The following is a 25,505-nucleotide window of genomic DNA, read 5'->3' on the forward strand; positions in this document are numbered from 1 at the left end:
GTGGCATGGGCAAGCTGATCGGGTATGCCAGGGTGTCGACGCGTGCGCAGGACACGGACCGACAAGTCGCGGACCTGCTCTCCGCGGGCGTCCGCCGCGACGACCTATATGTCGACCATGGGGTCAGTGGCGCTCATGCGCGACGGCCGCAGTTCACCAAGGCGCTCGGCGCTTTGCAGGAGGGTGACACCCTGATCGTCACGACCCTCGACCGGCTCGGGCGATCGACGTCGAACATGCTGGCCTTGGCCGACGAGCTCCGAGCGCAGAAGGTGAACCTCCGGGTGCTGAACCTCGGTGGCGGGAATGTCGACACCGGCACGCCGATGGGGTCCATGGTCTTCACCGTGATGGCAGCCTTGGCTCAGATGGAGTTGGAGATCAAGCGCGAACGTGTTAACGACTCCAATACCAAACGCCGGAACGCCGGCCTGGATCTCGGCGGCCGCCGCCCCGTCTTCTCCGACAGCCAGATTGCCAATGCCCGCCGGCTCATCGAACAGGGCCAGCCCGCATCCCATGTCGCCCGTGATCTGGGCATGTCTCGGGCAACCCTGTACCGGCGTATCGCGCACCTCGACGCCCGACAATGGATCACCACCCACTCGGACGCCGCAGCGCACTAGAACCTCGGCAGATACGTCCTGTCGACTTGTTGGTTGTCCGGCAGAAATTCGGCAGCAGGTGTGGGAGGCCTAAGACCTTTCCCGTCGAAACAGTGCACTGATGCGATTGAAGCGGCTGGCGATTCCGGTGCTCTCAGAAGCTGCGGTCTTCACCTGGTCGGAGACCTCCGCCTGGGTGTCAGGCTCAGCTCTGACGGGGTCAGCTAATGCGGCACCCACCGCTAGGGAGTCAGCGGCGGAGCCGTTCAAAGCGGTCCTTGATGCCCGATATGCGGCCATCGAAGCAGGCACCTCATCCAGGGCCCAGTCGACATGCTCAAACAATCGGTTCCAGTGGTGGCAAAAGTGGGTGCTGCGCTGCCACCTAGCACTGGTCTCTTGCCAGTGAAATTCAGGGATGACGATTATCCGCGGGTACGGCATGGGATGGATCCGAACATCGAGCAGTTGCAGGTGTTGCTCCTTAGGCTTCCGCCCGAACACGATCGAGCCCAATACCTGCTGCCCCCAACGGGTCTTGATCGGCCGCATTAAATCCGCATACGGCAACACGCTATCGTCCCCGTTCCAATCAAGGATCAGGACCACCGGGGTCCTTCCGCCCGCATCCTCGTGAAACTCTGAAACCCGTAGCAAGAGTCGCGCCCCAGTCTCGGGGTCGGTCACGACTAAATGCTGACCCAGCAGCAAATCAGTGGTGGACAACCGTTTTGGGCGGATCACCTTCGGCGCCGGCGCAGGCTCACGCAGCTTCTCACCAAATCGCTGCAAAACCTTCACACGGGCTTTCCGGTCAGATGGCTCCTCGAACCGTTCGAGGTCCTGCTCTGGGGCCTCAATCTTCTGCAGCGCCAGGTCGATGATTCGCGGCACCACATGACCGGTCTGGTGCTGCACTGCCGCCAGGGCCAGGAAGACATCGACGTTGTCGACGTTGTCCTCCACCTCGGCTCCCGCCCCACCGCCGATGCAGTACTGGTTGATGATCCGCGTCGAGGCTTCCTCCGCGGTCGCTCCCCCACCGATCAAATCCCTGAACTCTTGCCGGACATCAGCCGCGTCGTCGCTGGCGAAAATGCCGGTTCCCCATGTACCCATGCGCCTGAGTATCACACGCAGCAGAACCAACATCTCGTCCATACAACGGTGTCCTCACCGGAAACGCCCGATCAGAGAAATACAGAGAGTCCACAAGCAAGACGCTCTACCCCTATCGCGCCACAGCACGATGAGCACCCCATGCTCTCCTCACGTTCAGCAAAGGCCCGCTCCTTCGTTGTTGAGAATTATCGAGGTGCGACACATTGATAAGACACAAAGCGTGAGCAAGAACCGCCGCAAGCGTGGGGCCCCCCACCCGAGATCGCAGCCGTCGGCCCGTCACGTTAACGGATCCTTTGTTGGGACGACCTTCGGTGATCAGGAACTGCAAGCTGTGATTGGCTAGGCGAGTGACCGAGCCCGTGAACACTAAACCCGCCTACCCAGCGCGTACACGTCTCATCGTCGCGGCGGTGGTCTGGGTGGTCCTCATCCGCACGGGTCTCAGCTTCGCGATGGACGCGCTCGAGCTGACACCCATCTGGCGAAGCACGATCAGCACATCACTCTTTCTCGCGATCTTCATCCCGCTGTCCCTCGCCGCTGCCAACGAACTCAGTGAAGCCCGAAAGCGGGGCGACGCACCTCCAGCCCCACCGCCGAGCCGGTGGGCCGTGATCAGCTGGGCTGTGTTCACAGCGCTCTTCTGGATGCTGACGATCTGGGCCACCGTGGGCACTGGAGAGTACCTTTTCCCGCTGCTGCCGGTGATCGGCACTATCTGGCTCGTCGTGCAGGTGCGCAGGTACCGACGCGCGCAGGAGCCAACTATTGCCGCCGATTCCGAGTAGGGATCCCTCGAACCGTCCATGAGGCGGCATTGACGTACCTACCCCGCCAGTCAGTCTTCAAAAAACCGCCACGATAGGGAAAAGTCACATCCGAGTGGTGCAGAAAAGCTGGCTCCTGAACGGTCGTCTGTGCCACCACTTGTCCGCAGGTAGTGATCCGGCCGGACCGCTGCAAGATCGTGTTGCAGTTAGGGCACCATCACCGGGCATTTTCTCGGGCGGGGCATACGGGAATTGCACCGATCAAGCGCCAGTAGGTTAAGCCGCCCAGCACCGACCCGGTCATTGGCGTCGCGGTAAGCGACCGGCTTACGAACATCATTTGGCACCTTCGAACCGCTCATGCGGGAAGGACGCAGCCCACCCCATTGCGAGAGGTGGTGTTGAATTGATGGGCCAAGGTTGTCGAGTGAACCAGTAACCTTGTTTCACCCGTGAAGAACTTTGCGGCTGAAGGGGGATCTAGTATCAAAACATCACTTGCGCTGTCCTACGTCGTTCTGGCCGCCACGTTACTCACGGGGTGCACTAACAGCCCTGTGGAATCCGCCGAACCCAACAGTGACACTTCCAGCGTGTCCGTGGACGAGGGCTCAGACCGCGTCGATTCTTCGGGCAACGATGGTGAATCAGACATAGAACGTCGCATCTCCGCTCTCACAGACGTCAAGGGAAACAACCTCTATCTCACCCGGCCCGGTGACACTCTCGCGGGCTACCAATCCGCGCAAGCGGCAATAGGGACTAACGTCGACCCCGCGCAGTGCAAGGACATTGCTGCGAGGAACATGGGCTCGGTGAATCAGCTTGCAGGCGAAGGCTCCGCGGGCACGGGAATGGCCGACGACCTGGGCACAGTTCTCTCAGCTGGACTGCTCGAAACTTCCTCCCCCGCCACTGCTGGTGAAGACTTCACCAGCACCCGTGAACTACTCCAGCAGTGCGCATCCTTCATTACAGCAGCCGCCACCACCACGATCGACGAACTTCCTCAGAGTCCGATCGGAGATGAGTCCTATGCGGTCTTGGTGACACAGCAGCTTGGGTCCGACAATGTCCAATACACGCTCTCGATCAACGCCCGTGACGAAAATCTGCTTACGTCCGTCCAATCGGTAGGCAATGTCAAACCGGACCAAGTTTTGCAGGAGCGTCTGGTCGACTTGGCCGCGCAACTACTGGACTCACCTGCGTCGTAGTCACCTGTAAGGGAGGCCCATCGCGGGATCAGCATCTGTGAGCGCCTCGTACTGACCTGCGCCGAAAGCATCGTGAGGATCACCGCCCGGTAAAGCATTGGTTATCGGGCACAGCTAGCGGCTTCAATTTAAACCCCATGGCACGAGTCTGCCAACTGTCCGTCCATGGACTGCAGAAAACACAAGACAGGCTTTAGGACTAAATTTGAACCTTAGATTTATTGGACGAGAATATTATGTCAATCCGGCTTAGGGGCTTGCTTTCACAGAAAGTGACCACCCCTCTCCTCCTTATTTTTCACGTATTGGCAGGCACATTTCTGATACTCACGTGGTTTGGCGTCGCCTTTTCTATTGCAGACTGGATATTTCCTGCTTGGCACGTCTCTGCTACGAGCATGCTCTTATACATGGCCACTAAATTTCTTGAAAGAGAAAATGTCGCCTCGATAAATGCAAAACATTCCTCAAGCAGAAAATTTGTCGCGTCCATGATTTCGCTTGTGGTTATTGTTGCAGGAGTGACTTACACCCTTGCAGGCGACCTGATTTCTTCCTCAAGGTATAGCCAAATTACCGCGTCTAACGACGAAAGTTGTTCAGTCGTCATTCAAGAGATTTCGCTTCTCGCCCGCGCAGAAGGCAGAGCGTACTCGCAACTGCTACCAGGTGTATTCGCAAGAACAAGCTCCTGGAAAGCTGACAATGCCTACAGTCCGCTACGAAATCAAGAATTCACTTTTGAAAAAGAAAATGATCACGGCGTGCTACGTTTTACACCGGACAGTCAAATTCGCACAATCGATACAACATACCAACACACTTGGTGCTGATTGCCACGACTACTGTTCGAACGCATTGCGGCGGCCAGTCGGCACGAGAACGCGCGGGTCATCTAGTTTAGCCACTTGCCTTTGGGGCGCGATCCTTGAGCTAGGTCCTCGACACGGTGGAATGATGGGCCTATGGGGCCAGCTTCACTGCACGCATCGAATGGAACACCGCAAGGGCGGTTGCGTACCAGTACGGCTGCAGAGGATGTGAAGGTTCGCGTCGTCGGCGCAACAATTGTCCAGAGCATTGGCCTACTGTTGCTGATGCATATCGGTGAAGTCGGCGGCCCCGCCACCGACGTTTGGCTCGGCCTGGTCTACGGCGCTCTTCATCTCGCGGTCGGCGTTGCCGTCCTAGGCTTCCGGCCGTACCTCCCAGCCGTCGGGATGTTCCTTCTTCCCGGCAGCCTCCTCGCCCTCATCGCCGCACTCGGAGGAGGGTACTGGGCCGGCGCCTGGGCCCTTGGGCTCACTGCCTGGGCCTTCTTATCCAGTGAACTGACCACGAGCTCACGGCCGCACCGTCTCGTCCCCCGACTACTAAGGCTGGTCCTCGGCATCATCCTGGCGGCACCATTGATTGGGCTGGCCCTATTTTGGCCGAACCCGGTCGCCTATCTGCTTGCCTTCATTCCTTGGGGTCTGTTACTCCTTGACCACTACGCCGGCAGACCCTGGCGCGCAGCGACGGACTGCGCACTAGGATCCGGACTTCTCATACTCCTCATCACCGTGCCGCAATATTGGCTCTCACCTGAGGGGTCCGTCGCCGGAATCTCCGCCATCAGCGGTCTCGGCATCACCTGGTTGGCGCGCCGACGAAGCTGACCTCACCCAGTCCCGGTGAAGGATCCGTCAGCGAGACTCAGCCTTGTCGGGGCAAATGACTTTTGACCCCGCCAACGACCCGTACAGAACCCCGCCATCTTGGCGAAAAGTCACACACTGGGACGCAGCGCAAAGCGTTGATGCTCAAACGGTCCTTTTTGCCATCCCTCTCAGGCGGCCCTTGCCTAGATGTCCAGTCAGCGAGCACAACGCCCTCGGGCCTCACTACTGCGCCGTCTCCCCGATTACGAGGGTTGAGATGATTAGCTGCCCCTACCGGTACGGTCTCATCAAGAACGTAAGGACAACCTCGCAGTTCAGCAGAGGTTACGACTACAAGGGGGCTAGATGTCGCGCGCACAAGTGAAACGGCTGCGGAAGGTTGGTAACTACCGCGCCTTCCAGGGCTGGACTGATGAGGGGCGTGCCACAGAGCTAGGTCGAGTCAATTTGATCTATGGCACCAACGGCAGCGGCAAAAGCACGCTGGCAAACCTCTTTCGCGCATGCTCCAGTTCCGCACCGGAGGTGCAACGGGCCGGCCTAGAGTTCGACGTGAACGTCGATGGCAGCCCAGGAGTGGTTACGCAAGCAAGTTCTGCATTCTGGGAACGCGTTCGGGTTTTCAATGCAGACTATGTCCGCGAGAACTTACGCTTTGATGACGACGCCGGCCCGCGCTCCGACAGCCTCCTTACCCTTGGAAAATCGAATGTCGATGCTGAGGAGCAGCTTCGAACAGCCGAAGCTCGCAAGGCTGAGCTGGAACCTCTATCGCGAGAAGCTCGGTCAACGGGAGATGCGCTGGATAGGGCTCTTCAACAGCGGCTTACCGAAGTGGCGGGGCAAATCGTGGATGACCTGCGAGCATCACCTGTGGCGACGTACCGAGCAACCAACTCCTACACACGGGCGAACGTGCGCGCCCTACTCGCCGGCGATCGTGCGCTGTTCGATGGAGCATCGCGCGATATTGCCGCTGATCGAGCGATGGCCACGTCAGAGGCGAAGGACGCTTACACGAGGCTTAATCGATCACAATTGCCCCACGCGGCGGATCTTCGTGACACCGCCATCGAGCTACTTAAAACGGACGTGACCTCACGCCCGCTTGCGGCGCTTGCGGGCAGTTCCGATCGTGCCGCATGGGTGCAAAAGGGGGTCGAACTTCATGCCGAGATTCACACATGTCTCTTCTGCGACAACGCTATCTCAGCTGAGAGACGGCGTGATTTGGCCGCGCATTTCGACGAGTCCCTCACCGATCTCCAGTCGCGTATAGATGCGCACATTGAGTTAGTCAAGCAAGTCTCAGCAACCGCCAACCTGATGGTGGACAGCGTCCCCAGAGACGCAGATTTATACCCTGATCTTGCAGGGGAATTGCGTATGGCTCGATCCGAATTCCGTGATCAAAACGACCAATTCCAAGATGACATCCGCAAGATTTCTGATTCGCTCCTACTCAAAAGGGAAAATCCGTTCTCCGTCGCATCGATCGACCTACCGCCTCTTCTAGTTCCCTCGCCCCAAAGCGTGACAGAGGTGGTGGGCAAGCATGAGCACAAGCGTTCTACGCACACGGATGAAGCAGTTGCGGCAGCTCGCCGCGTCGAACTGGCACGCGTTCAGTCACTCGCCGACGACTACGACCAGCGCAAAGCTGCGGTCCTTGACCAAAATGCGAAGGCGGAGGAGCTCGCTACTGAGTTACGCCAGCTCAGCGAACTCATCATCACCCTAAGTAACCACGAGGCGGATCCTGTACCTCAGGCGTCCGAACTCACGAGTGATGTTGCGAGACTCCTTGGCCGCGCAGATCTCAAGTTTGAACCAAGCGCCGATGGCAAGCACTACCGCATCGAGCGGGCGGGAGCACCAGCAACTCACCTGAGTGAGGGCGAAAGGACTGCAATCGCGCTATTACATTTTCTTGCAAGTGTCCGACGAGGCGTAGTATCCGGCGACGAACCCATAGTCGTGGTCGATGACCCGGTGTCAAGCATGGATGACGGGATTCTGTTCGGTGTTTCTTCCTTCCTTTGGTCGTCTCTGGTTGAAAACGAGTATGCAAGTCAGGTGATCTTGTTAACTCACAACTTCGAACTTTTCCGACAGTGGGTAATGCAGCTAGAGAATGCTGGCCGCCATGTTTCAGGCGGTTTCACAATCCACGAAATTCGTATGAGATATCGCCCTCACCGGTCGGGTACGCCACGCCGGCTTCCGCAACTCGATCCTTGGACCGACGACAAGAAGCAGAGTCGCCGATTACGTTCGCTCTACCACTTTCTGTTTGCGCGAGTAGCTAAGTCGGTTACTGACGCGTCACCGGAGCTCGGCCTTGCTGAACGCATGGATCTTCTTGCGCTCGTTCCAAACGCCGCTCGTAAAATGGTTGAGGCGTTTCTAAGCTTTAGATATCCGCAGCACATCGGTAATTTTCACGCCGGGATGAAGGCTGCGATGGAGGCACTCGACGACCCTGCGGTACGGACACACGTCGAACGATATCTCCACACTTACTCACATAACGAAGAAGGGAACGTCTCTGCCATGCTCGATCCAAGTGAAGCGTCCATGGTGCTTCGGTCACTCTTTCTCCTCATTCGAGCCAACGATTCAGAACACCTCTCGGCGATGTGCCAAGCGTTGGAAATCGATGAGGGCGCCCTGTTCGCAATTCCGAACTAGTCAAAATCTCTGTCTTGAGTGGCGTTCAACTCGGAGAGCCGGATGGCGCCAGATTCCATTGAGATCACTGGATTCCGGGCATAGGAAGGGAATACGAGTGACAGGGGCTGGCCACCCTGGTACGTGCCGCGGCCAGACGAGGACTATCATTCGCCCAGAAGCCGATTACATCGCGTGTATGCGCAGCCTGTCTCCTGGCTAGCGAGCCACCTCCAAGAGTTAGGATACTTCGATGGGTGGAGTGAAAGCATATGCACAGTTCATTGAAGATCGTGGATTTGATTACCTCGACGGGTCTCTCTGTCTGGACCACATCAAGGATCGACGGCTGAGCATCGAACTTGAAGAGGAGGATGATCTTGATGCTTGTCGCCTTTGTGGCGAAACAATCACTCGAAGAACATCACTTGACTCAGTTCTCTTGGTCGTGATGGAGGCGGTTAATGGCTTATTCACCCCTACCTATAACGACCCGTATGAGTTCGATCAGCACACGACAGACCAATGGGGCGTGGTTGAATTCGTGTGCGATGGAGTATTCGACTCAACTTCTGACGACCTAATGCAGCTATTTGCGGACTGCATCCACGAGGAGAGCTGGGCCGACAATCCAGGATCACTCGAAGAGACCGTACTGGGTTGGGACCAATTCGTAGACGATGTGAAGTCAGCATCGCGGTTCGTCTTCCTCGCAGACAATCGGCTGTCAACTTCGTACGGAAGTCCGGGGCAACGTTCAGCTGGGTTTCTCAACTCACTACTTCCCTATATCGAAAACGAGTCCCTGCGGCTGCTCACTGTGTTGCTCGCTGCCTTTGCTTTCTACAGGGGGCGCTTGGTCAGCCGGCCGAATGATCCAATGCATCTGGCTAAAGATCTCGGTCCTGCGCCCGCTTCAGTGGCAACATCCAACCGAATGAGCCCCACGGGTATCCCCATGTTCTACGCCTCAGGGTCACCCATAACTGCCTGCAGGGAGCTAGCTGCTCATGGCTCAGAGCGCTACGCTCGAATCGGGAAATTTGTCAGCCAGCGACAATTAAAAGTTCTCGACCTTACTCGCCTCCCAAAACTTCCAAGTCCCTTTGATGCAGAAAAACGAAATCATCATGGCATCATGGCCTTTTTTACAAGGTTCGCTGAGGCGATTACAGCACCGCTAGAACCCGGATCCGTTGAGGAGCTTGAGTACGTACCCACCCAGGTTGTAACCGAGTTCTTCCGATGGGTTCCAGAAAACAAGATCGATGGAATCAAGCTAAAAAGCGCTCAAGACTCCAAAGCTACCTATGTCCTTTTTTTCTCTGCCAGTGATTTCACTGACGGGGTGGACACTGATGACCTATCCAACGACGGATGGCGCTTTGGTTTCGAGCCAGCTTTTACACTCCAACCGTCCGACGTGCACACCTACGAAATTAAACGGTCTATAACAGCGCAGCAACTACCCGACAAGCGGAAAAGGCCACAAGTTGAACCATGATGCTGCTGGCGGCCAAGCTGCTTCACTCCTACTTTTGACATGTAGAAGGTAGAGACATCCACCTTGATGTATACATCCGGGCGGCATCGGTAGGGACACCGACTTCTTAACAATCCCTTCGATGTGGTGCTCAATGATTTGCAGGCACTAGTGCAGAGAATCCTCGCCCCTGCGTTGGGGTCCTTGGACCAGACGGGGACGAGTCCCCAGCGGGCTATCTCGAGGCGGCGGACCAGCTCACCCTCGCGCAGCTGCTCGCACACGAATGGGATCCCTTGCATCGGGGCCACGTTCCACGAAGGCTTCACCTCGTCCTGAAAGGACCCGTCGACGCTGAACGCGTCCCAGATAGCGGCCTTGTTCCCGGCGATTACGAAGCGTCCGCACATGCTGGCCATCCCTTCCATGGGGCTTCCCCACGATGGGGACTGTCTCAGCTAGGTGACCACCCTCGCGCACGCATCATCACAACGAGGCGTTGGTCTCGGTCCTTTCGAGCTTGGTCTCCCGTGAGCTGACGCGTGACTACTTTCGTACCAGCGCCTCGGACAAGAGTGCTCTCTCCTACCTCAATCCACGATGCGTGCTGAGCTTTGCCGTGGTGCTTCCCTTCGCACGAGCATGGGCAGTCGTCTCCCTCAGCCTTCCTGCACCGTAGATCACACTTGTCTGTCTCGCTGTAGTGCATCTCGATGTCGACGCTTCCATCGCGTATGGCGACGGCCTCAGCGATGTCCGTGAGATGTTCTCGGGCGATGGTCCAATGACCTTCCCGGCCAGGCCGCCCCTCGGGTGCGTCGACCCATGTTGGCCGTATCGCTGCGCCAGCAGCCGTCTTGAACATCGACTTGCTCGAGGGCTCCTCACCCCGAGGACCTCGTAGTCCTCGTACTTGTATGCGCCCCCGTACCGGGCGCACTATCAGCGCGGTCATGCGGAGCATAGCGAACCGGGTCGGATCCCAATCAGGCAATTCCACGGACAGCTGTACGGGTTATCAGAGTGAACGAGCCTCCTGCGCACATGGGCACGGCAAAAGCTCCCTACGCTCCGCTGCTTTTCCCGCACACATGACGCACAGCAGGAACCAATGGGCCCACCTGCACACACCCACCACGTCACCGACACGCGTAGCTCGCCTCGAGCGAGCGGTGGCCGTGCACAGCCTCCACGGGTGCGGGCTGCGACTAGAGCAGGAGAAACGACCGGTGTCTGATTGTCGGTGCTGGCTCGTACTGTCCGCAGGGTGGGCCAGAACAAGAGTCACGCCGCCAAGTGCGAGGAATTGAGCCGCCTATGACTTCCATGCGGCCGGTCCAAACCAGTACGCCTCAGGAATAGAGGGCTCGGAGTACGCCGTCGACGACGAGTCGTAGCTCGAGGGGCTCGACGGCATCCGGTGCCGCCTCCTGCACGCCATGGTTGATGGCCGACCAGAACGCCGCATCCGTGTCACACTGCGCCGGTCGACGGATAAACCAGGCGTAACCGCGTGGTAGCGGCGGAACACCGGCGGCCGCCAGGTACATGTCGATGTCGTCGTCGATGGATGCCAGATCCTCGTCGCTAAGCATGCTGGGCTGTCGCACGACGGTGCCGTCAGTCAGGACGAGCACCTCGGTGTGCCGGTCACGCGCGGCCGCCGGCACACGACAGGTGTTGGCTGGCCCTGCCACCCAGGCGATCAGCGCTCCCCACCCGTTCGCGGTCGCCTCGGTCCACCCCTCGAGCCGTGCACCATCACGCACCTGGTTCCACGCCTGTTCCATCACTCATCCAGTCTGAACCAGGCACTGCCGGTCCCCGAGGAGCGGCTCGCCAACCCCTACGGTGGGTGCATGGTGTTTTCCGGGTATGACAAGGCCGAACCGTACTGGCTGCTTAGGATGCGACAGGCCGCTCGGCAGCGCCCCCGGACCCGCTTCGTCAAGATCCGCTGGATTGAATTGCAGCATCTCCTGCGCGAACGAGACGCCCTCTGGCAAGCAGCCACCCCCACCACCCGCGAAAGGCTCCTGGCATTGCAGGACAAGGACGACTACGGCTACCTCGGGTTACATGAGCTGAAGGCTTGGCAGGAATGGCGCGATCAAAAGGACCCGGTCGACACGGCGCCCTGAGATGACCGTGATGACCGGTCCCGCCTACCGGTATCGGGCTCAGGCGGGACCGACCACGGGGTCCTAGACGTAGGAGATGGGGTTCTGCGACTTTGAAACGTGACTGGCGACGGTACCGACCCGAGGATCCCCCTTGAGAAGATCTCCCATGATCTCGAGGCGGTTCCCGTGCTTGATGAGTCCCCTCATCGTGGCCACCGCCAGGATCGTTCCTTCACTGTTGACGATCTGCACCTCGTCCTCATCGATAGCGCGGCTGGCCTTCATCACCCAACAACCACGCCCAGCCTCCCAGGCATCCTCCTCAGACATGCCAGGCGTGTACCCAACCCAGGTGCGACCCATCTGATCCTGCGCTGGGTCGACGGACTGGTGGGCGGCGATCTTGATCTGCAGCATGACTACTCCTACTTGATGACGTGTTAAATGTGTAACAAGTATCGGCAAAACTAAGAAACATGTCAACAAGTAGCTAAGTTGCACCTGCTGATGGAGCTTGTTCGTCGGCCCCGCACCTTAGAGTCGTCTCATGATCTATGAGGAAGCACTGCTGCCTGATGACGTCCTGGCCACACTGCCCGGCATGGAGGTGGTGCTCGGTCATGCTGTTGCCGTTGATGGTGAGCGGTGGCGCCGCGCACTTGTCGATCGGGGGCTTCCCGTGATCGCCGGGAAGCTCGCTGACGGGGGCCGGACCACGGTGACCCGTCAGGAGGTGTTCGATCTAGGAGACCAGGACCCGACCGGGGAGAACGCCTTCCAGTTGCTCTACTACTCCCTCGCCTGGGGGCTCGGAACACGAGCATCCCGGTTGCATCAGCGACTGGACGGACTCGCCAAACATCAGGACACAGCCGGTGAGCTCCTCGTCTCCGCGTGGACCTCGGTCAGGAACGGTGACCCAACCGCGGAGGCCTACAGTCTTCTGACCACCAATCGGGGTGTGGGGCGGATTCCGTGGTTTGGACCGGCGTTTTCCACCAAGTTCCTCTACTTCGCCCAGGGAAGCACGGTCGCCCCCAGGCACCTCATCCTTGACCAGGTGGTCTCCCGGAACCTTCGCCGGGACGCATGGCCTGATGCCCCCACAGCTGGGTGGTGGCCCAAAACGTACCAGCGCTACTGCACCCTCCTCACCCACTGGGCTACACAAGCCTCCGAGAACCCCAATATGCAGCGAACGGTCCGGGCGGACGAGATCGAACTAGCCCTCTTCCGACGCAGCCCCACTACCTGAACCGACAGGCAATCCATTGGTACTCCCGCATGCGTAGGCAGTTGCTACATCGGCAGCTCCTAGTCGCTTGTGCAGCATTCAAACCTTGCTCAGCTGCGAACATGTGGGCATTCCTGGCAGGGTTAACGCGAAAACATTAGCTGGGATTGAGCATAGGATCGATCGGGGTGCTTCCGCTTTGGCTGAGAAAGCGCTCCTTCGTCTCACTTCTTTTTACGGGGATCTTTCATGAGCACATCGTCCGGGCCCAGTCCTGTCCCGAAGGGACCAGCATCCGCCCGCCCCGGGAAGCACCGTATCGGCCTGTCCACTTGGATCCTCGGCGCCCTCGCCGTTCTGGCCATCATTCTTGGTTTACGAGCGAACGGAATGGGTGGGGGCCTGGCGATGGTTGCACTTATCACTCTGTTCACAGGCCTGTATAGCCTGTTGTCCGGTCGCCCATCCTGGATGCGCTTGCCGGGTCGTAAAGGTGGTGGCCTCGCCGTCACTGCGGCCCTTGCCGCTCTAGTGATTGGCACGCTCGTTCCTCCGCCCGTCACTGACTCCACGAACTTGGGGCAAGTGTCCACGAGGGAAACCACTACAGCATCTCCGGATGCCTCGCCCACCGCGAAAAACACTCCCACTGCCTCAGCTCGCCCATCAACTGTCTCCGCGAAGCCCTCATTGGAACCCACATCGGCGGCGGATGTCACACCACTTGACCCGGAACAGGTCCTCACCGTCGATGAAGCCGGTGTTGACGCTGCCAGTGTTCGCGCCCCAAACGGTCAGCCAGCCTACGGTTCGACAGCCCGCGCACTGTTGGACACCCTTCCCGTCAAGGGACGTGCTCCCAAGACTGGCTACGACCGGGACGAGTTCGGTCCGGCCTGGGCTGATGTGGACGGCAATGACTGTGACACCCGAAATGACATCCTCAAAGCCCAGCTGCGCGAAATCCGGTACGCCACCCCTGCCCTGTGCAAGGTTGCCACGGGCATCCTCGATGACCCCTACACGGCGATCACCATCAGATTCGTGCGCGGGGAGACAACAAGCTCGAAAGTACAGATCGACCACGTAGTTGCCTTGTCCGATGCCTGGCAAAAAGGCGCCCAGCAGCTGACCCTCGAACAGCGCATGGCCTTCGCCAACGACCCACTGAACCTGCAGGCCACCGACGGGCCAACCAACCAGCAAAAAGGTGACGGGGACGCCGCGACATGGCTCCCCCCAAACAAGCCATACCGCTGCGAATATGTCGCACGTCAAATCTCGGTCAAAGCCACCTACGAGCTATGGGTAACCCAAGCCGAACACGATGCCATGGCCGGAATCCTCGAAACATGCGCCGACATCCTCGCACCCACCGACGAGCAGGAACCAGAACCAACACCAGAACCAACGCCGGAACCGACCCCTACACCTGACGAATCAGTAGATAGCGCAATAGCTGGTTGCGTCGAAGCCGCGGCAGCTGGGCTCTATAACATCCCGATTGGGTCGCCTGCCTACTCCCCCGCTCTCGACATTGATCGTGACGGAATTGCCTGTGAGAACGGAAACTACGGAGCGCTTCTTCCGGATGCGCCGCAACCCCCGGTGCCCGCAGCTCCAGCTCCAGCTGATCCCGCCCCGGCTGCTCCTGCGCCCGCACCTGCACCTGCACCTGCACCTGCACCTGCAGCACCAACATCTTTCGCGAACTGCGCGGCAGTAAGAGCTGCCGGAATGGCTCCAATCCACATTGGTACTCCTGGCTACGGGACACACCTTGACCGTGACGGCGACGGCATTGGCTGCGATAGGGGCTAACCCTCCACCAAGCTCATCCCATTACCAGGTCGTGCTGAGCATGCCGAGTATGTGCTACAAGCTCGTAAGTCAGCTCCTTACGCGCAACCAAGAAATGATGGAGCCGAACAGCTCGCTCAAGCGTGCACCCACACCGGGCGAAGACGGAAGGGGTGCCCGCCTCAGCCAACCCGTGACTGCTACTGGAGCAGCACCGCGAACCGGTCGTCGCCACATACGAAAAAATGAGAAAAATATTCTTCTGTGACTAGACTCTATGTATCAGCGGTCACACGTGACTCATCTCTCCCACGTGGATCAACATTTTTAGTGTTTTAGGGGACAACGCATGAAGAAGACCTCCGCGACCATTGGGCTCGCTGCAGCCGTAGGGTTCACCGCACTGTCAGCATTGCCGGCCATGGCAGCAACCCCCCTCCCATTCGAGAACTGCGGTGCAGCAGCAGCAGTGGGCGTGTACAACATCCCTGTCGGCTCACCCGGCTACGGACCTCACCTCAACCGTGACGGTGATGCTACCGGCTGCGACGAGCCTGGTACCCCGCCCTACAATGCAAGCATCGTTGACGCCATCGTTGCCGAGAACAACCGGTCCACCCCGGCCCCGACCGTAGCTCCGACCACTCCTCCTCAGGTCGTAACGACGCCTCCTCAGGTCACGACGATGCCTAATGGTGCAGCCAACACCGGTGTAACCCAGGAGACCAGCAACAACACCGCTGCCCTGGCCCTCGGTGGTGGCCTTGTTCTGGCCGCAGCAGCTGGCGGAACCTTCGTGGTTCGTCGCCGCGTTGCCGGACAGGCATAGTCCCACCTTTAGCGGGAGCTGATCAGGCATATTTGTACTTGTGATCAGGTCATTGAGCGGCCGCCGCGGAAGCTACCTAGCATCCGCGGCGGCCGCTGTCTTAATTCTCGCCGGATGCGCGAGCAGCACTCTTAACCATGCAGAGCCGGCGGACAAACCGCCGTCGGCGATCTCGGTTGCGCCCTCGAGTACACCCACCCTTGCACCGGGTGTTACTTCTTCTGCTGCAGCACCGGTCCCGTCAACACCACCTGATGCGGCCGGCGGATCCGCCTCCGCTCCACCCCCTGTCATGGCGGAGTCCCAGCCGGTATCAGTGCGTATTCCGTCCACGGAGACACAGTCAAAATTGCTCAGTCTCGGCTTGCAGGACAACGGAACCCTTGAGGTACCCCCAGGAAACCCAGGTGCACCCGCGGGTTGGTACAACCAATCCCCCACTCCCGGGGAACGCGGGCCAGCGGTCCTTCTCGGACACGTCAACGCAACCGATGGCGGACCAGGGGTCTTCGCAGACCTGCGCGAACTTAAAGCGGGAGACACTGTCGAGGTCACCCGCGAGGACGGCACCACGGCCGTTTTCATTTTCGCGCGCGGCGAGCAGTACTCCAAAGACGCCTTCCCCACTCAAACCGTGTACGGGAACACCGAAGGATCCGAACTGCGTCTCATCACCTGCGACGGGTACGACCCAGACACCGGCGAGTTCGACGACAACTACGTCGTCTACGCAAAACTCCGTTCGTAGACAGCACCACAAGCCGTGCCCCCAGCCTCGCTCGAAGTGCTCTGCACTGAGGTCCCACTCATTGGTGGATGTGTGCCCACCCACTGACCTATCCGGTAATAGTGCTGGCTGTAGCGGTCGAATAACCTAGGCAAGATGGATCCCAGGGTGGGATATACGCGGATCAGCGAGCATCGGTCGAACCATTCCGAACCCCTTGCCGCTTGCCGCTTGATCGTCCGGTAGACGCGCCAAGCATCGACACTGCATCACATGGCGATGACCCGCGGGACCATATAAGCAGCCATTCCTGCTTATTCTCGGCAGGATTCTGCGGGTATTCGTCCTCTGCCAGAATCAGGACACCGAAACGGATCCCAGGCCCGCACCTATCAGCAACCGCAACTCCTCCGTCGCGCTGAACCTATGTCCGGCCGTGCCGCACCGTGTCCGCCTCAAGGGAGATCACGACGAACCCGGATGCGCTCCTCCACCAGACCCCGCTCGTCGGTGGCACGACCTGGACTTCGACCTCAAGGACTAAGGCACGACCCCTACCACCAGGACGAATCCACCCCTTGGGGCCGACCCTTGGGGGGCTTGCAAACAGGCCGACACTGTCCGCAGGTACTCGGCCAACCGGACGGTCTTTAACGCCGTCATTCACCGTTATGTATACGGGTGAGGTGCTGACAGGCCTGAATTGTGAACCCTTGCAGGGCGTATTACTGTGTCAGCCAGCCCGGTAGAAGTGCATTGAGTCGTTGCCTGCGGTCAAAGCGGAGCAGGCCTTTCCTCTCCCAGGTTCTTTGCCGGCTCAACCAGATGGCGAGGACTTTCTCATCGGGTCGGCGTTCCGGGTCATAGGTCGGAAACCTGCCCGTGTCGGCCCGGAACCTGTGCACCTGTCCCAGGCGCTTCGTCCACCACTCGCTCGCGTTACCGCGACGGGTACCTCTCCACTCCCCCAGCCTGTCGAGGGCTTCGATCTTGTCTTGGGTGAGCCTGCCGGCGTCGTGGGTCCGGCGTTGGTTCTCCACCCACCGGTACAGCACCTTCGCCTTCATGCTGTCGTTCTGCGCCGGCAACCCACCCACCCGGTACACATACGACGCCATGTCGGCGTAGTGCTCCCACCACACCTGTTCCCGATTCCGCCGGAAACGGCGCTTGGCGCTGCTGGGTGCCGGCTGGTCGTGGATCAGCCAGCACCGGTTGAACCATTCGGGATGCCTGACAATCTGCCGATCGACGGCCCGGTGAACGCGCCGGACATCGACCCTGCACCATGCAGCGATCACTGCCGGCGGAACCCCGCGGGAGTACATCAGCAGCCACTCCTGTCTGTTCTCGGCAGGAGCCTGCGGATAGTCGTCCTCGGCCAGGATCAGATCATCGAAACGCATGACGTCCCACGCCAGTCCTTATCGCCCACCGCCACTCCCCGCCGTGCTGAGCCTGCGCCCCGACACACCGCACCCCGCCTGCTGCACTGCACCTGCCCGCCTGTCTGACTGCCTGCCTGCCTCGAGGGATCACGACGAACCCTGGCGTTCTCCTCCGCCAGTCGTGAAGGGCGCATGCGATTCATGGTGTGAAGAGTATCGAAGGCCCGCAATGGCCTCGCGGGCGGCTCATCCACAGGTGGACGGCTTTGAGCTCATTCCTCCGGGCTCCACCCGCCCACAGGTGGATGACCCGCAACACCTACTCACCTCGGGGCACCCAACTTCCCAAATAATCGAACTTGTGTTCTATTTTAAACCCTGCACAACAGACGCCAGGGCGAGGGAGAAGCAGCCGATGACAGCGCAACCAGCGGACACCACACCACCGACAGAACCAGCCCAGAACACACCACACCACGCACCAAATCACACTGCCCAGCACACTGCCCAGGAAGATACCCGGGGAGTTGCAGAAAAGGCTGCGCAGCGTTCCTCCTGGCATGTGCTGGACGAGCCGGCAGTTATTCGCTTTCTGCCCTTCGGGACACCGTTGGCGCTGCGCTGGCGCGGTGGTATTTGGCAGGTCATCGGCACTCCTGTGAAGTGGTCGAGCTCGAGCAGCTGGTGGGAACCAGCCACCCCTCACCACACCACACCCCCCACACCCCTCACTGATTCTCTCGACGACCACCTCGACGATTCCCTCGACACTGCCCTCGACACTGTGGTCGGTGCTGTGGTCGGTGTTGTGTGCAGTGCTGGCGGGGATGTCCGTCTGTGTGGGCAGGGCAGTGTCGTCACGACCCGGTTCTGGCGGTTCCAAGCCCAGACCGGGCCGGCGTCCCCGGTGCTGGAGTTCGACATGAGCGCGGATCAGCGGTGGCCGGACTGGCGGCTGCGCCGCGTCGCCACCGGCAACGACTACTGAGGACCGCTCAGAACCACTGAGGGCCAATCACACGTCCTCGACCGGTATGAGCGGCTGGTACGGGCAACAAAGGGTGGGGCGGGTTGCAGGACGGTGGGTCAGAACAAACGCTACGCCAAGCACTACGCGAGGCTGATGGACGACCGGATCGAGGAATTCATCATGCGCGAGGAACTGATCACGCTCACCGCGGCCGAACTCGATCTCGAGAACACTCCGCCCGCTGACTTCCCGGAGCCTCGCCGGGTGTACGCGTGGGTCCGCTACCCCTCCAAAGCCATCCGCGTCCAGGCCCACGCGATCGCGTACACGCGCACAGCGGTGAAGATCAGATTCCTCGAACCACTCATCAAGATCCAGCGTGAGGGCTGGGTATGGCTCAGCGCCGTCACCCCCATACCTCCTCACGATAACGGCGACAGTGACGATGCGAAGCGTGCTTAGTTTCATGTGGGATAGAGTCGATAAGAGGGGAATCAGTCATCAGACCAACAATTTTCTAGGAGTAGAACAATGGCGCAACGCGTTCAGGTGGAACTGGTCGACGATCTCAATGGTGAAGTAGCCGATGAAACGGTGCGGTTCGGTGTCGATGGCACCGAGTACGAAATCGACCTCACGACAGAGAACGCCGAGAAGCTCCGCTCGACCCTGTCCGAGTACGTGGACAAGGCCCGGAAGGCAAAGACGGGCCGACGCGGTCAAGGCGGCCAGGGCGGTCAGAACACGTCCTCGGCGTCGACGAGTAAGTCCAAGCGTGAAGAGACCCAAAAGATCCGCCAGTGGGCGAAGGACAACGGGCACAACCCCAGCCCCCGCGGACGCCTCACCCAGACCATCATCGACGCCTACAACGAAGCCCACTAGAACCCCACTCGCGGTCGACCAGGTGCGAGGGGAACAGTGGCAGGACTCGATGACCTGACGGCGGAAGCCAACCAGCGGTGGGCTAAAGCCGCACGGTACGCCCAAGGTTTCGCCGACAGCGGCATGGGCGAAGCACTGCGGGTTTATTACACCCGCTACTTCCCCGCCGGCGTCATCCTCTACGTCGGTGCCCTCGCCCTGATCGGCTCGCTCCTGTCCGGCGACGGCCCCACAGATTGGCGTCTTGTCCTACAGGCAGGCTCATTCCTTTTCGCCCTGCTCGCAGCGATCGCAGGTCTCATCTACAACTCCAAGCGCATCAAACCGCGGGCCGAACTCGGCCGGAACCTCTCAATCACCATCGCGCTCAATGGTGATGAGCAAAAGTACGTGAAGAAGGTCATCAACGGAAAGACACCCCCACCAGAGGATCCGGTCCGTCTTGCCGTGGCACGCTCGGTCGCCGTTCAAACCCGCAAGACCAACGCGACCAATCTGTTGGTCGTACCCATGTACTCCTACTGCCTGGGCGGCGTTCCAGGGAACCTGTTCATCTTCTGGGCCATCATCGCTAGCCTCTTTACGCTCGCTACGATCCTCTTCACTCGCGAGTTCCGGCGGGCAGGACGATTCCTCGCCGCCACAACACCGCACGCCCGCGCAAAGTAAGGCGGCAGCAGGACCCGCCGTCACTCACAGTCAGCGCGACGCACAGCGAGATCACACCCGAACCGGGCCGGGTCCTCGATCGTCCCGTTCATCTGAAGGACCATGACCAGCACACCGGCCAGCAAAGCAATCACCAGACCGGCAATCGCCCACCAGCGTCCTCGCGTCACTCTGCCACCTCAGACAAGGTGTCCACGTCACCTCGGGCAATATCGGAGCGGGCCCTGGCATAAGCCGCGGTGACATAGTCCTCGATCTTGGCACGGTTCTATACGCCACTGGCCTCGGCCGCCAATCTGAATCGCCGGCAACTCCCCAGAGGCAATCAGAGCCCGGACGGTGCCGTGCTTAGTGTTCAACTCATCCGCCACCTGCTGCAGGGTGAAAAACCGCAACGGCCTGGCCTGCCCATCGTGCTGCTCATCGTCGTGGGGTTGGTCTGTCATGTACCCAGCATCCCAGCCACCAAACGCCGCACCGCTGATCGACGCCCGAACGCGCCTTAAAAGGGTGGAGACGGAACCACACCACATGGCTCCGTCTCCGGTTTTCCCTTGTGACAAGGAAACCTATTGAGGCCCCAATAGGGCTGGGCCTTTTCTCAAACTACCCGCAGCTTCGATGCCTGAACGGATCTACCGGTGCTCCCACAGCAAGCGGTCAATGATGGGCGACAGCCTCCTGTAGGGCAGCTCGGGGTGCGTAGCGGCCCACGCTACTAGAGCGTCCGAATAGTTGCTCAGGGGGCCGCCTGGGTCGGGCACACGCCTGGCTTCAGCCTCCAGTTTCTGCAGTTGAAGATCGACTATGCCCACATGATCACACACCAGCGGGAGTGAGGGGCGGCAGGCCCTACCTGCCGCCCCTCACTCCCCTACTCGGACCGCTCCGCGTCCTTGCTGCCCTTGGTGTCCTTCATGGCGTGGGCGGTGATGAGGGACTCGACCTCGCTGAGGGTGTAGCTCCATTCCTCGAGCTGGAAGAGGTAGTAGGCGGCCTGGGGTCCGGGGCGACGCCACGATTCCCGGCTCAGGTCTGCCTCGTGAGCGGCGAGCATCATCGCCAGGACTGCCTTGTCAGGGTTGGTCGTCGGCTTCTCGACCAGTGCCCGGTACGCCCGGTAAGCGGAGTCTGTGACGCCTGCGAGGCTGGCGGCGAGTTCGTGCTTCTGCGCGATCACACGGGCAGCGCTTTTGTCGTAGCTCGCCAGGGTCGTGGCCGCAAAGTGCGCCCATTCTCAAAACTGGTACTACACCGGTGTAGTACGAAGTGAGTACTGTACCGGCGTAGTACCACATCTGTACTACACCAGTACAGTACTGGTACTAAAAAAATGCAGCTATGCCGCGAAATCCAGCTATCGGCCGACCAACACAAGCTCGACAGGCTCCGCTGCTTGTCTCACCCACGCCCGAACAGCAGGAACTACCTGGTAGCTGTGTACACACCACCTCACCGATATTGGTCAACTCGCCTCAAGCAAGCAGTGGCAGTGCGCCGGTTCCCGGAGATCCTCCGCTTGTTTCCAATCCAGATCCCAATCCGGTACTACACCAGTGTGGTACCAGTTAGTACTATAGTGGGACTGTTTTAGTACCAGTACAGTACTGGTACTAAAGCAGTACAGGTCTGCGGCGGAACTCAGCTATTGGCCTCCCGAGCCGTACTTTTCCTCAAGAAGGGGCCAGACGATGCGCTCGAGAACTTTCTGCTGACTGATGTCCTGGTCGGCTGCAGCTTGCTGCAACAGTGCTGATTGGCTCTTACTAAGCCGGAAGTTGAGCCCTGTCGTCTTTGGTTCCTTGTTGCGGCTCCGCCAGTCGATCGCGGCAGCAGCTGGCGTGGGTGTCTGGCGGTCCGGCTTGGGGAGTTCCGCCCGCTCGGCGAACGCTTCGATTTCTCGTTCGTCGGCTATCGGTGATTGCCTTGGTCGTCGGTTCAGTGCCACGTTGTGACCTCCTGGATGAGTAATTGAATCTCCGCCTTGGCCTTCGAATCGCGCATTTCAACGACACCCAATCCCTGTGAAAGAGCGTTTCGGAAGGCTTTGCGTTGGTGGATGACGGTGCGGGCTACCGTCACCTCGGGGTAGTCAGACAAGTACTCGCGCGCGTCTCGGACGTCGTTGGCGCCAGTATTCGTTGGTGCCATGTTCAGGACGGCAAGTGCCTTGACCTCTGGGTTAAAGTCTTTGGCTTCTGTAAGGGTGGCGACGACACTCTCTGTCGTATCAAGTTCTGCCTGGTAGGGCACCACTGGCATCAGGAGAACGTCAGCTGCGGTCATGGCTGTGCGCATTTCCTTGCTGTCCTTACCGGGCACATCGACGATGACGTAGTCGTACCGGGTTGCGAGGTCGAGAAGAGAGGAGCGGAGGTTGCCGGTCTTCTGCACGGCCTGAATGGGCAGGTGCCCGTTTTCCTCGCGATCACGTGCCCAGTTGCTCACGGTGTGCACGGTGGGATCGGCTTCCACGAGGATCACGTCAGAGCCTTGGCGTTGCAGTTCGACGGCGAGGTTAATGGTCAACGTGGACTTTCCAACACCGCCCTTGGTATGGGCGACTAAAAGAATCATGGGGCTAGTCTAGTACCACACAAGTACTACCTTGGTACTTTACCGGTACTGGTGTGGTACTAGTACGGTACTGGCCCGTCCGATGATGCCTGACTCACCCACACCAGAAGGCTGGCCTCATGGTTGTTGCGAGGGTTATCGCCCATGTGGGCGTCTTCTCAGTAACTGACTCCGTACTTATAAGTCTGATGTTGGGGGAGGCGGCTACGTTCTGCCGATGACTTCAGCTCCTCGCCCTGGTTGGCATGGCACACAGCTGAGCGAGGACCGCTATGTGCCTCCGCTGCAGCTCGACCCATCCGGTAGGCCCGCGACTGAGCCGGAGAAGGCTCCTGCACTGTGGGTTGAGCTGGAATACCCGGACGGTCGGAAGCAGACAGTGAAGGGCTTCGCAATGGCGTGGATCCCGGATGCCGTGTACGCACAGTGGGTTGAGTTCTCCCGGGCTCGTGAGGCATGGGTGCGGCCGGATCAGTGCCGGCGGCGGGAGATCCTGGTGAAGAGTCGTTTCGGTACCTGAGCACTAGAAGGCTGTGCACGACCACCACTTGCCGGAAGGTGAGCTTTCCCGTGTAGGTGCGGTGGTTGTGTGCAGGTGGGGGAGTGGTTCCTGCTGTCCATCCTGGGTGCGGGACAAGCAGCGGAGCGTGGGGGAGCTTGTGCCGTGCTCCTGTGGGCAGGAGGCCCGGCAAGAAACCGCAACAGATCAGTGGCTGTTGCTCTTGTTGTACTCACGGGTCTTGGTAAGAGGCACCAAAATCACCCCAGCACATGAAGCGAGCGTGATCCCCACAACGACCGCACTGCATACGGCTAAACCCTCACGTCGATGACGGCACTGCACCGGCCCGCGAGGAGGCATTCCCTACAGGTCGGCACAGCACACCCCAAGTTCACCATAACGATCGACGCATGGCGAGGGTCAGGATCCCGTAATTGTTTACGCCGCGTTCCAGAGGGAGCGTTGATGGTCGTGTTCGTCCTCGAGCGGCGGTAGCCAGTACTCGTCCACTTCGACGTCGTACAGCTCGTGTTCGTCGAGTTGAGGGATCAGGTGGCGGTCGAGCCAGGCGTGCCAGGCGGCGCGTTCCTTGCGGTAGCGGGTGAGCTGGACTTCGCGGTCCTCGGTGGCGCCGAGCCGGTCCGCGAGCTGGGTGAGGTTGGTGGTGGCCACGATTTCCCAGCGGCCGTGGTGCCGGCGGATCATCTGCAGGGCTTTCATACGCGTCAGGTGGTCAGTGAGGGCCCTACGTGAGATCCCCGTAGTACGGACGAGGTCCGCGGTGGTGGGGGAGTGGCGGCCGCGTTCGATGGCCTCATAGGCGAGGGCTGAGACGTCTCCGAGGACCCGGAACACGGGCCGGATGGCGTGGATCTTGCCTTTGCGCCAAGTGAGGTCTCGGGCGAGCTGCTCGAAGTGCTGGGGGAGCTGTATGGCGTAGGTGTCGGCGTTGCGGCCGCGTCCGCGGTCGATGCGAGTGAGAATTCCCCCTGATACACGCTCGAGATGAGGGAGGAGCCGTGCGATCGTCACGTGGTCCTTGCCCAGCGCCAGCGCGAAGGTGCGGCACCCGACGTCGAGGATGTTCGTTTCCATAGTCCGCATGCACGACAGCACAGCCCTAAGCAAGAACCGGAGACTAATCCCTACTCGACCTTCATCTTTCAGTCTGTGATCGAGGACGGCATACAGGACATTCTCGAGATCATTCACGAGCTGATGAATCGACAGTGAACTGGACGAAAAGCCCTGGGGAGTGGTGGGGGAAGGCCTGCCCCCCGTGAGGTTAGTAGGGCTTGTGTTGTAGTTATGCGCAGTCTTCTTCCCTGTGCGCGGGGAGGGGTTTCTTGCGGGCGCCGTGGTGGCGGTGAAGGCTTGGGCTTTGGCCCACTCCACGGGCAGGAGCCGGTCGGTCTTGGCGCCGTACAGGGCGGCGAGGCCGGAGAACTGGCCGGCCAAGCCGGCGCGGACCTGATCGAGGGTCCAGCGGCAGGCGGAGAAGTGGTTCAGGACCGCCATACGGGCCTCGGAGTCACTGGCATATCGGTTGGTGTCGTACAGCCCTGTGCGGGCCACGGCACGCAGCGGGCGCTCACTGCCAGACGGAGGCGCTGCGCCGCCCATGGCGACTGTCTGTACGGCAGCCGTCGCAATTGCTGCACGCTCTCTGGCTCGGCGGTCCTGCTCGAGCCGGTACAACTCCGGGGCAAGGGCCTTACGCAGGGCCGCTACCGCGCTGGGCGGGTTGCGGCGGGTGAGAATGCCATAGGCGTTTGTCAGCGGCGTGATGAGCCGTTGGTGGCCACCAGCCTTGTGCGCGGATCCTGGTACGCGGATACAGCCGTGGACGACGTTCTGGTGCGGACTCGGGTCAAGGCTCGCCGCGCGGCGTCCGAGGGCTTCGACCAGCTGGCGTGCCTCGGCCGCCGTAAGGGGTCCCTGCAGCGGCACGTACAGGTGCCTGCCGCCGCTGGGGGACTGATCCTCGACATAGGCAAGACCGGCCGCGGTAAGGACATCGGCGAGGTGTTGGGCGTCGTCGTCGACGACAGCCTTCCGGGCCCTAGACGTGTCGAGGTCCAGGCATAGTGTGCGGGCAGTGCCGTCGACGCCGTGAATCATCACAGCAGCCGGTGCTTTGGGAGGAGTTCCGGTGATGCGTAGCGGAGTGCGCGGCTGGGGGTACTGGAACCGGCCATCCTTCCACCGCCCGAGACGATAGGAGGGCTGACCCGCGATCAGCGGAGCAAGAACCCATACTGCAGCAT

The 25,505-nt window shown here is 60.1% G+C and carries 26 protein-coding genes; 16 read left to right on the top strand and 10 right to left on the bottom strand.

Annotated elements, in window-relative coordinates:
* The first annotated feature begins 5 nt into the window (after window positions 1-5).
* On the top strand, window positions 6-626 hold the full coding sequence (locus tag ACX80N_RS16790; RefSeq protein ID WP_459340292.1) for a recombinase family protein: 621 nt from the start codon (window positions 6-8) through the stop codon (window positions 624-626).
* Between the two features lie 69 nt (window positions 627-695).
* On the opposite strand, the gene ACX80N_RS16795 is transcribed toward ACX80N_RS16790, so the two are convergent.
* The gene (locus tag ACX80N_RS16795) at window positions 696-1,766 is read right to left on the bottom strand and encodes a hypothetical protein (RefSeq protein ID WP_459340293.1); all 1,071 of its coding nucleotides are present in this window, start codon (window positions 1,764-1,766) and stop codon (window positions 696-698) included.
* Window positions 1,767-2,077: 311 nt separating this feature from the next.
* Here ACX80N_RS16795 and ACX80N_RS16800 point away from each other — a divergent pair, with 311 nt between their 5' ends.
* The 6 genes from ACX80N_RS16800 (at window position 2,078) to ACX80N_RS16825 (ending at window position 9,555) form a co-directional block, all read left to right on the top strand.
* On the top strand, window positions 2,078-2,518 hold the full coding sequence (locus ACX80N_RS16800; RefSeq protein ID WP_459340294.1) for a hypothetical protein: 441 nt from the start codon (window positions 2,078-2,080) through the stop codon (window positions 2,516-2,518).
* A 575-nt stretch (window positions 2,519-3,093) separates the two neighbouring features.
* Window positions 3,094-3,717 (top strand): hypothetical protein, encoded by a 624-nt coding sequence (locus tag ACX80N_RS16805; protein ID WP_459340295.1) that lies wholly within the window; start codon window positions 3,094-3,096, stop codon window positions 3,715-3,717.
* Window positions 3,718-4,127: 410 nt separating this feature from the next.
* Complete coding sequence (locus ACX80N_RS16810) at window positions 4,128-4,550, top strand: hypothetical protein (RefSeq protein WP_459340296.1); 423 nt, start codon at window positions 4,128-4,130, stop codon at window positions 4,548-4,550.
* 207 nt (window positions 4,551-4,757) lie between these two features.
* A complete protein-coding gene (locus ACX80N_RS16815) occupies window positions 4,758-5,378 on the top strand; it encodes a hypothetical protein (protein WP_459340297.1) in 621 nt (206 codons plus the stop codon).
* Window positions 5,379-5,726: 348 nt separating this feature from the next.
* Entirely contained in the window at window positions 5,727-8,072 is a 2,346-nt protein-coding gene (locus tag ACX80N_RS16820; protein WP_459340298.1) for an AAA family ATPase, read from the top strand.
* 232 nt (window positions 8,073-8,304) lie between these two features.
* Window positions 8,305-9,555, top strand: a complete 1,251-nt coding sequence (locus ACX80N_RS16825) for an RES family NAD+ phosphorylase (RefSeq protein WP_459340299.1) — start codon at window positions 8,305-8,307, stop codon at window positions 9,553-9,555.
* On the opposite strand, the gene ACX80N_RS16830 is transcribed toward ACX80N_RS16825, so the two are convergent.
* Entirely contained in the window at window positions 9,483-9,962 is a 480-nt protein-coding gene (locus ACX80N_RS16830) for an SOS response-associated peptidase family protein (RefSeq protein WP_459340300.1), read from the bottom strand. The genes ACX80N_RS16825 and ACX80N_RS16830 overlap by 73 nt on opposite strands.
* Before the next feature lie 924 nt (window positions 9,963-10,886).
* Window positions 10,887-11,324 carry a DUF5956 family protein gene (locus tag ACX80N_RS16835; RefSeq protein WP_459340337.1) on the bottom strand — a complete coding sequence of 146 codons (438 nt, stop codon included), beginning with the start codon at window positions 11,322-11,324 and terminating at the stop codon, window positions 10,887-10,889.
* A 69-nt stretch (window positions 11,325-11,393) separates the two neighbouring features.
* Between ACX80N_RS16835 and ACX80N_RS16840 the strand changes: the two genes are divergently transcribed.
* Entirely contained in the window at window positions 11,394-11,675 is a 282-nt protein-coding gene (locus ACX80N_RS16840; protein WP_459340301.1) for a hypothetical protein, read from the top strand.
* 63 nt (window positions 11,676-11,738) lie between these two features.
* On the opposite strand, the gene ACX80N_RS16845 is transcribed toward ACX80N_RS16840, so the two are convergent.
* The gene (locus tag ACX80N_RS16845; RefSeq protein WP_459340302.1) at window positions 11,739-12,074 is read right to left on the bottom strand and encodes a hypothetical protein; all 336 of its coding nucleotides are present in this window, start codon (window positions 12,072-12,074) and stop codon (window positions 11,739-11,741) included.
* Between the two features lie 130 nt (window positions 12,075-12,204).
* On the opposite strand from ACX80N_RS16845, the gene ACX80N_RS16850 reads away from it, so the two are divergent.
* The 4 genes from ACX80N_RS16850 to ACX80N_RS16865 all read left to right on the top strand — a co-directional run bounded on the left by ACX80N_RS16850 (window position 12,205) and on the right by ACX80N_RS16865 (window position 16,268).
* Window positions 12,205-12,912, top strand: coding sequence for an 8-oxoguanine DNA glycosylase OGG fold protein (locus ACX80N_RS16850; protein WP_459340303.1), 708 nt, complete (start codon window positions 12,205-12,207; stop codon window positions 12,910-12,912).
* 669 nt (window positions 12,913-13,581) lie between these two features.
* A complete protein-coding gene (locus tag ACX80N_RS16855) occupies window positions 13,582-14,712 on the top strand; it encodes an excalibur calcium-binding domain-containing protein (protein ID WP_459340304.1) in 1,131 nt (376 codons plus the stop codon).
* Window positions 14,713-15,040: 328 nt separating this feature from the next.
* Complete coding sequence (locus ACX80N_RS16860; RefSeq protein WP_459340305.1) at window positions 15,041-15,520, top strand: excalibur calcium-binding domain-containing protein; 480 nt, start codon at window positions 15,041-15,043, stop codon at window positions 15,518-15,520.
* A gap of 292 nt (window positions 15,521-15,812) precedes the next feature.
* Complete coding sequence (locus tag ACX80N_RS16865; protein ID WP_459340306.1) at window positions 15,813-16,268, top strand: class F sortase; 456 nt, start codon at window positions 15,813-15,815, stop codon at window positions 16,266-16,268.
* 704 nt (window positions 16,269-16,972) lie between these two features.
* Here the strand turns inward: ACX80N_RS16865 and ACX80N_RS16870 are convergent.
* Window positions 16,973-17,653, bottom strand: coding sequence for a helicase associated domain-containing protein (locus tag ACX80N_RS16870; protein ID WP_459340307.1), 681 nt, complete (start codon window positions 17,651-17,653; stop codon window positions 16,973-16,975).
* A gap of 397 nt (window positions 17,654-18,050) precedes the next feature.
* Between ACX80N_RS16870 and ACX80N_RS16875 the strand changes: the two genes are divergently transcribed.
* From ACX80N_RS16875 to ACX80N_RS16890, 4 genes are all read left to right on the top strand, one after another.
* The gene (locus ACX80N_RS16875) at window positions 18,051-18,623 is read left to right on the top strand and encodes a hypothetical protein (protein WP_459340308.1); all 573 of its coding nucleotides are present in this window, start codon (window positions 18,051-18,053) and stop codon (window positions 18,621-18,623) included.
* Window positions 18,624-18,716: 93 nt separating this feature from the next.
* Window positions 18,717-19,067 (top strand): hypothetical protein, encoded by a 351-nt coding sequence (locus ACX80N_RS16880; RefSeq protein ID WP_459340309.1) that lies wholly within the window; start codon window positions 18,717-18,719, stop codon window positions 19,065-19,067.
* 69 nt (window positions 19,068-19,136) lie between these two features.
* Window positions 19,137-19,490 (top strand): histone-like nucleoid-structuring protein Lsr2, encoded by a 354-nt coding sequence (locus tag ACX80N_RS16885; protein ID WP_459340310.1) that lies wholly within the window; start codon window positions 19,137-19,139, stop codon window positions 19,488-19,490.
* A gap of 36 nt (window positions 19,491-19,526) precedes the next feature.
* Window positions 19,527-20,159, top strand: coding sequence for a hypothetical protein (locus ACX80N_RS16890; RefSeq protein ID WP_459340311.1), 633 nt, complete (start codon window positions 19,527-19,529; stop codon window positions 20,157-20,159).
* 197 nt (window positions 20,160-20,356) lie between these two features.
* Here the strand turns inward: ACX80N_RS16890 and ACX80N_RS16895 are convergent, their stop codons facing one another.
* From ACX80N_RS16895 to ACX80N_RS16915, 5 genes are all read right to left on the bottom strand, one after another.
* A complete protein-coding gene (locus ACX80N_RS16895) occupies window positions 20,357-20,692 on the bottom strand; it encodes a helix-turn-helix domain-containing protein (RefSeq protein WP_459340338.1) in 336 nt (111 codons plus the stop codon).
* A gap of 341 nt (window positions 20,693-21,033) precedes the next feature.
* Window positions 21,034-21,339: a hypothetical protein gene (locus ACX80N_RS16900; protein WP_459340312.1), complete on the bottom strand. Its 306-nt coding sequence runs from the start codon at window positions 21,337-21,339 to the stop codon at window positions 21,034-21,036.
* Between the two features lie 465 nt (window positions 21,340-21,804).
* Entirely contained in the window at window positions 21,805-22,107 is a 303-nt protein-coding gene (locus ACX80N_RS16905; RefSeq protein ID WP_459340313.1) for a hypothetical protein, read from the bottom strand.
* Window positions 22,098-22,736 carry an AAA family ATPase gene (locus ACX80N_RS16910; RefSeq protein WP_459340314.1) on the bottom strand — a complete coding sequence of 213 codons (639 nt, stop codon included), beginning with the start codon at window positions 22,734-22,736 and terminating at the stop codon, window positions 22,098-22,100. The genes ACX80N_RS16905 and ACX80N_RS16910 overlap by 10 nt, the downstream gene beginning before the upstream one ends.
* Before the next feature lie 940 nt (window positions 22,737-23,676).
* Window positions 23,677-25,359 (bottom strand): hypothetical protein, encoded by a 1,683-nt coding sequence (locus ACX80N_RS16915; protein WP_459340315.1) that lies wholly within the window; start codon window positions 25,357-25,359, stop codon window positions 23,677-23,679.
* Window positions 25,360-25,505 lie beyond the last annotated feature (146 nt).

The sequence above is a fragment of the Arthrobacter sp. MDT2-16 genome, from assembly GCF_054510925.1.

What these genes read in the sequence shown, in the direction of transcription:
- ACX80N_RS16865 (WP_459340306.1), top strand. Translation starts at nt 15,813, where the DNA reads ATGGCGGAGTCCCAGCCGGTATCAGTGCGTATTCCGTCCACGGAGACA.
- ACX80N_RS16910 (WP_459340314.1), bottom strand. Translation starts at nt 22,736, where the DNA reads ATGATTCTTTTAGTCGCCCATACCAAGGGCGGTGTTGGAAAGTCCACG.
- ACX80N_RS16790 (WP_459340292.1), top strand. Translation starts at nt 6, where the DNA reads ATGGGCAAGCTGATCGGGTATGCCAGGGTGTCGACGCGTGCGCAGGAC.
- ACX80N_RS16835 (WP_459340337.1), bottom strand. Translation starts at nt 11,324, where the DNA reads ATGGAACAGGCGTGGAACCAGGTGCGTGATGGTGCACGGCTCGAGGGG.
- ACX80N_RS16820 (WP_459340298.1), top strand. Translation starts at nt 5,727, where the DNA reads ATGTCGCGCGCACAAGTGAAACGGCTGCGGAAGGTTGGTAACTACCGC.
- ACX80N_RS16850 (WP_459340303.1), top strand. Translation starts at nt 12,205, where the DNA reads ATGATCTATGAGGAAGCACTGCTGCCTGATGACGTCCTGGCCACACTG.
- ACX80N_RS16845 (WP_459340302.1), bottom strand. Translation starts at nt 12,074, where the DNA reads ATGCTGCAGATCAAGATCGCCGCCCACCAGTCCGTCGACCCAGCGCAG.
- ACX80N_RS16870 (WP_459340307.1), bottom strand. Translation starts at nt 17,653, where the DNA reads ATGCGTTTCGATGATCTGATCCTGGCCGAGGACGACTATCCGCAGGCT.
- ACX80N_RS16885 (WP_459340310.1), top strand. Translation starts at nt 19,137, where the DNA reads ATGGCGCAACGCGTTCAGGTGGAACTGGTCGACGATCTCAATGGTGAA.
- ACX80N_RS16895 (WP_459340338.1), bottom strand. Translation starts at nt 20,692, where the DNA reads ATGTGGTGTGGTTCCGTCTCCACCCTTTTAAGGCGCGTTCGGGCGTCG.
- ACX80N_RS16875 (WP_459340308.1), top strand. Translation starts at nt 18,051, where the DNA reads ATGACAGCGCAACCAGCGGACACCACACCACCGACAGAACCAGCCCAG.
- ACX80N_RS16810 (WP_459340296.1), top strand. Translation starts at nt 4,128, where the DNA reads ATGGCCACTAAATTTCTTGAAAGAGAAAATGTCGCCTCGATAAATGCA.
- ACX80N_RS16915 (WP_459340315.1), bottom strand. Translation starts at nt 25,359, where the DNA reads ATGATTCACGGCGTCGACGGCACTGCCCGCACACTATGCCTGGACCTC.
- ACX80N_RS16830 (WP_459340300.1), bottom strand. Translation starts at nt 9,962, where the DNA reads ATGGAAGGGATGGCCAGCATGTGCGGACGCTTCGTAATCGCCGGGAAC.
- ACX80N_RS16840 (WP_459340301.1), top strand. Translation starts at nt 11,394, where the DNA reads ATGGTGTTTTCCGGGTATGACAAGGCCGAACCGTACTGGCTGCTTAGG.
- ACX80N_RS16795 (WP_459340293.1), bottom strand. Translation starts at nt 1,766, where the DNA reads ATGGACGAGATGTTGGTTCTGCTGCGTGTGATACTCAGGCGCATGGGT.
- ACX80N_RS16860 (WP_459340305.1), top strand. Translation starts at nt 15,041, where the DNA reads ATGAAGAAGACCTCCGCGACCATTGGGCTCGCTGCAGCCGTAGGGTTC.
- ACX80N_RS16825 (WP_459340299.1), top strand. Translation starts at nt 8,305, where the DNA reads ATGGGTGGAGTGAAAGCATATGCACAGTTCATTGAAGATCGTGGATTT.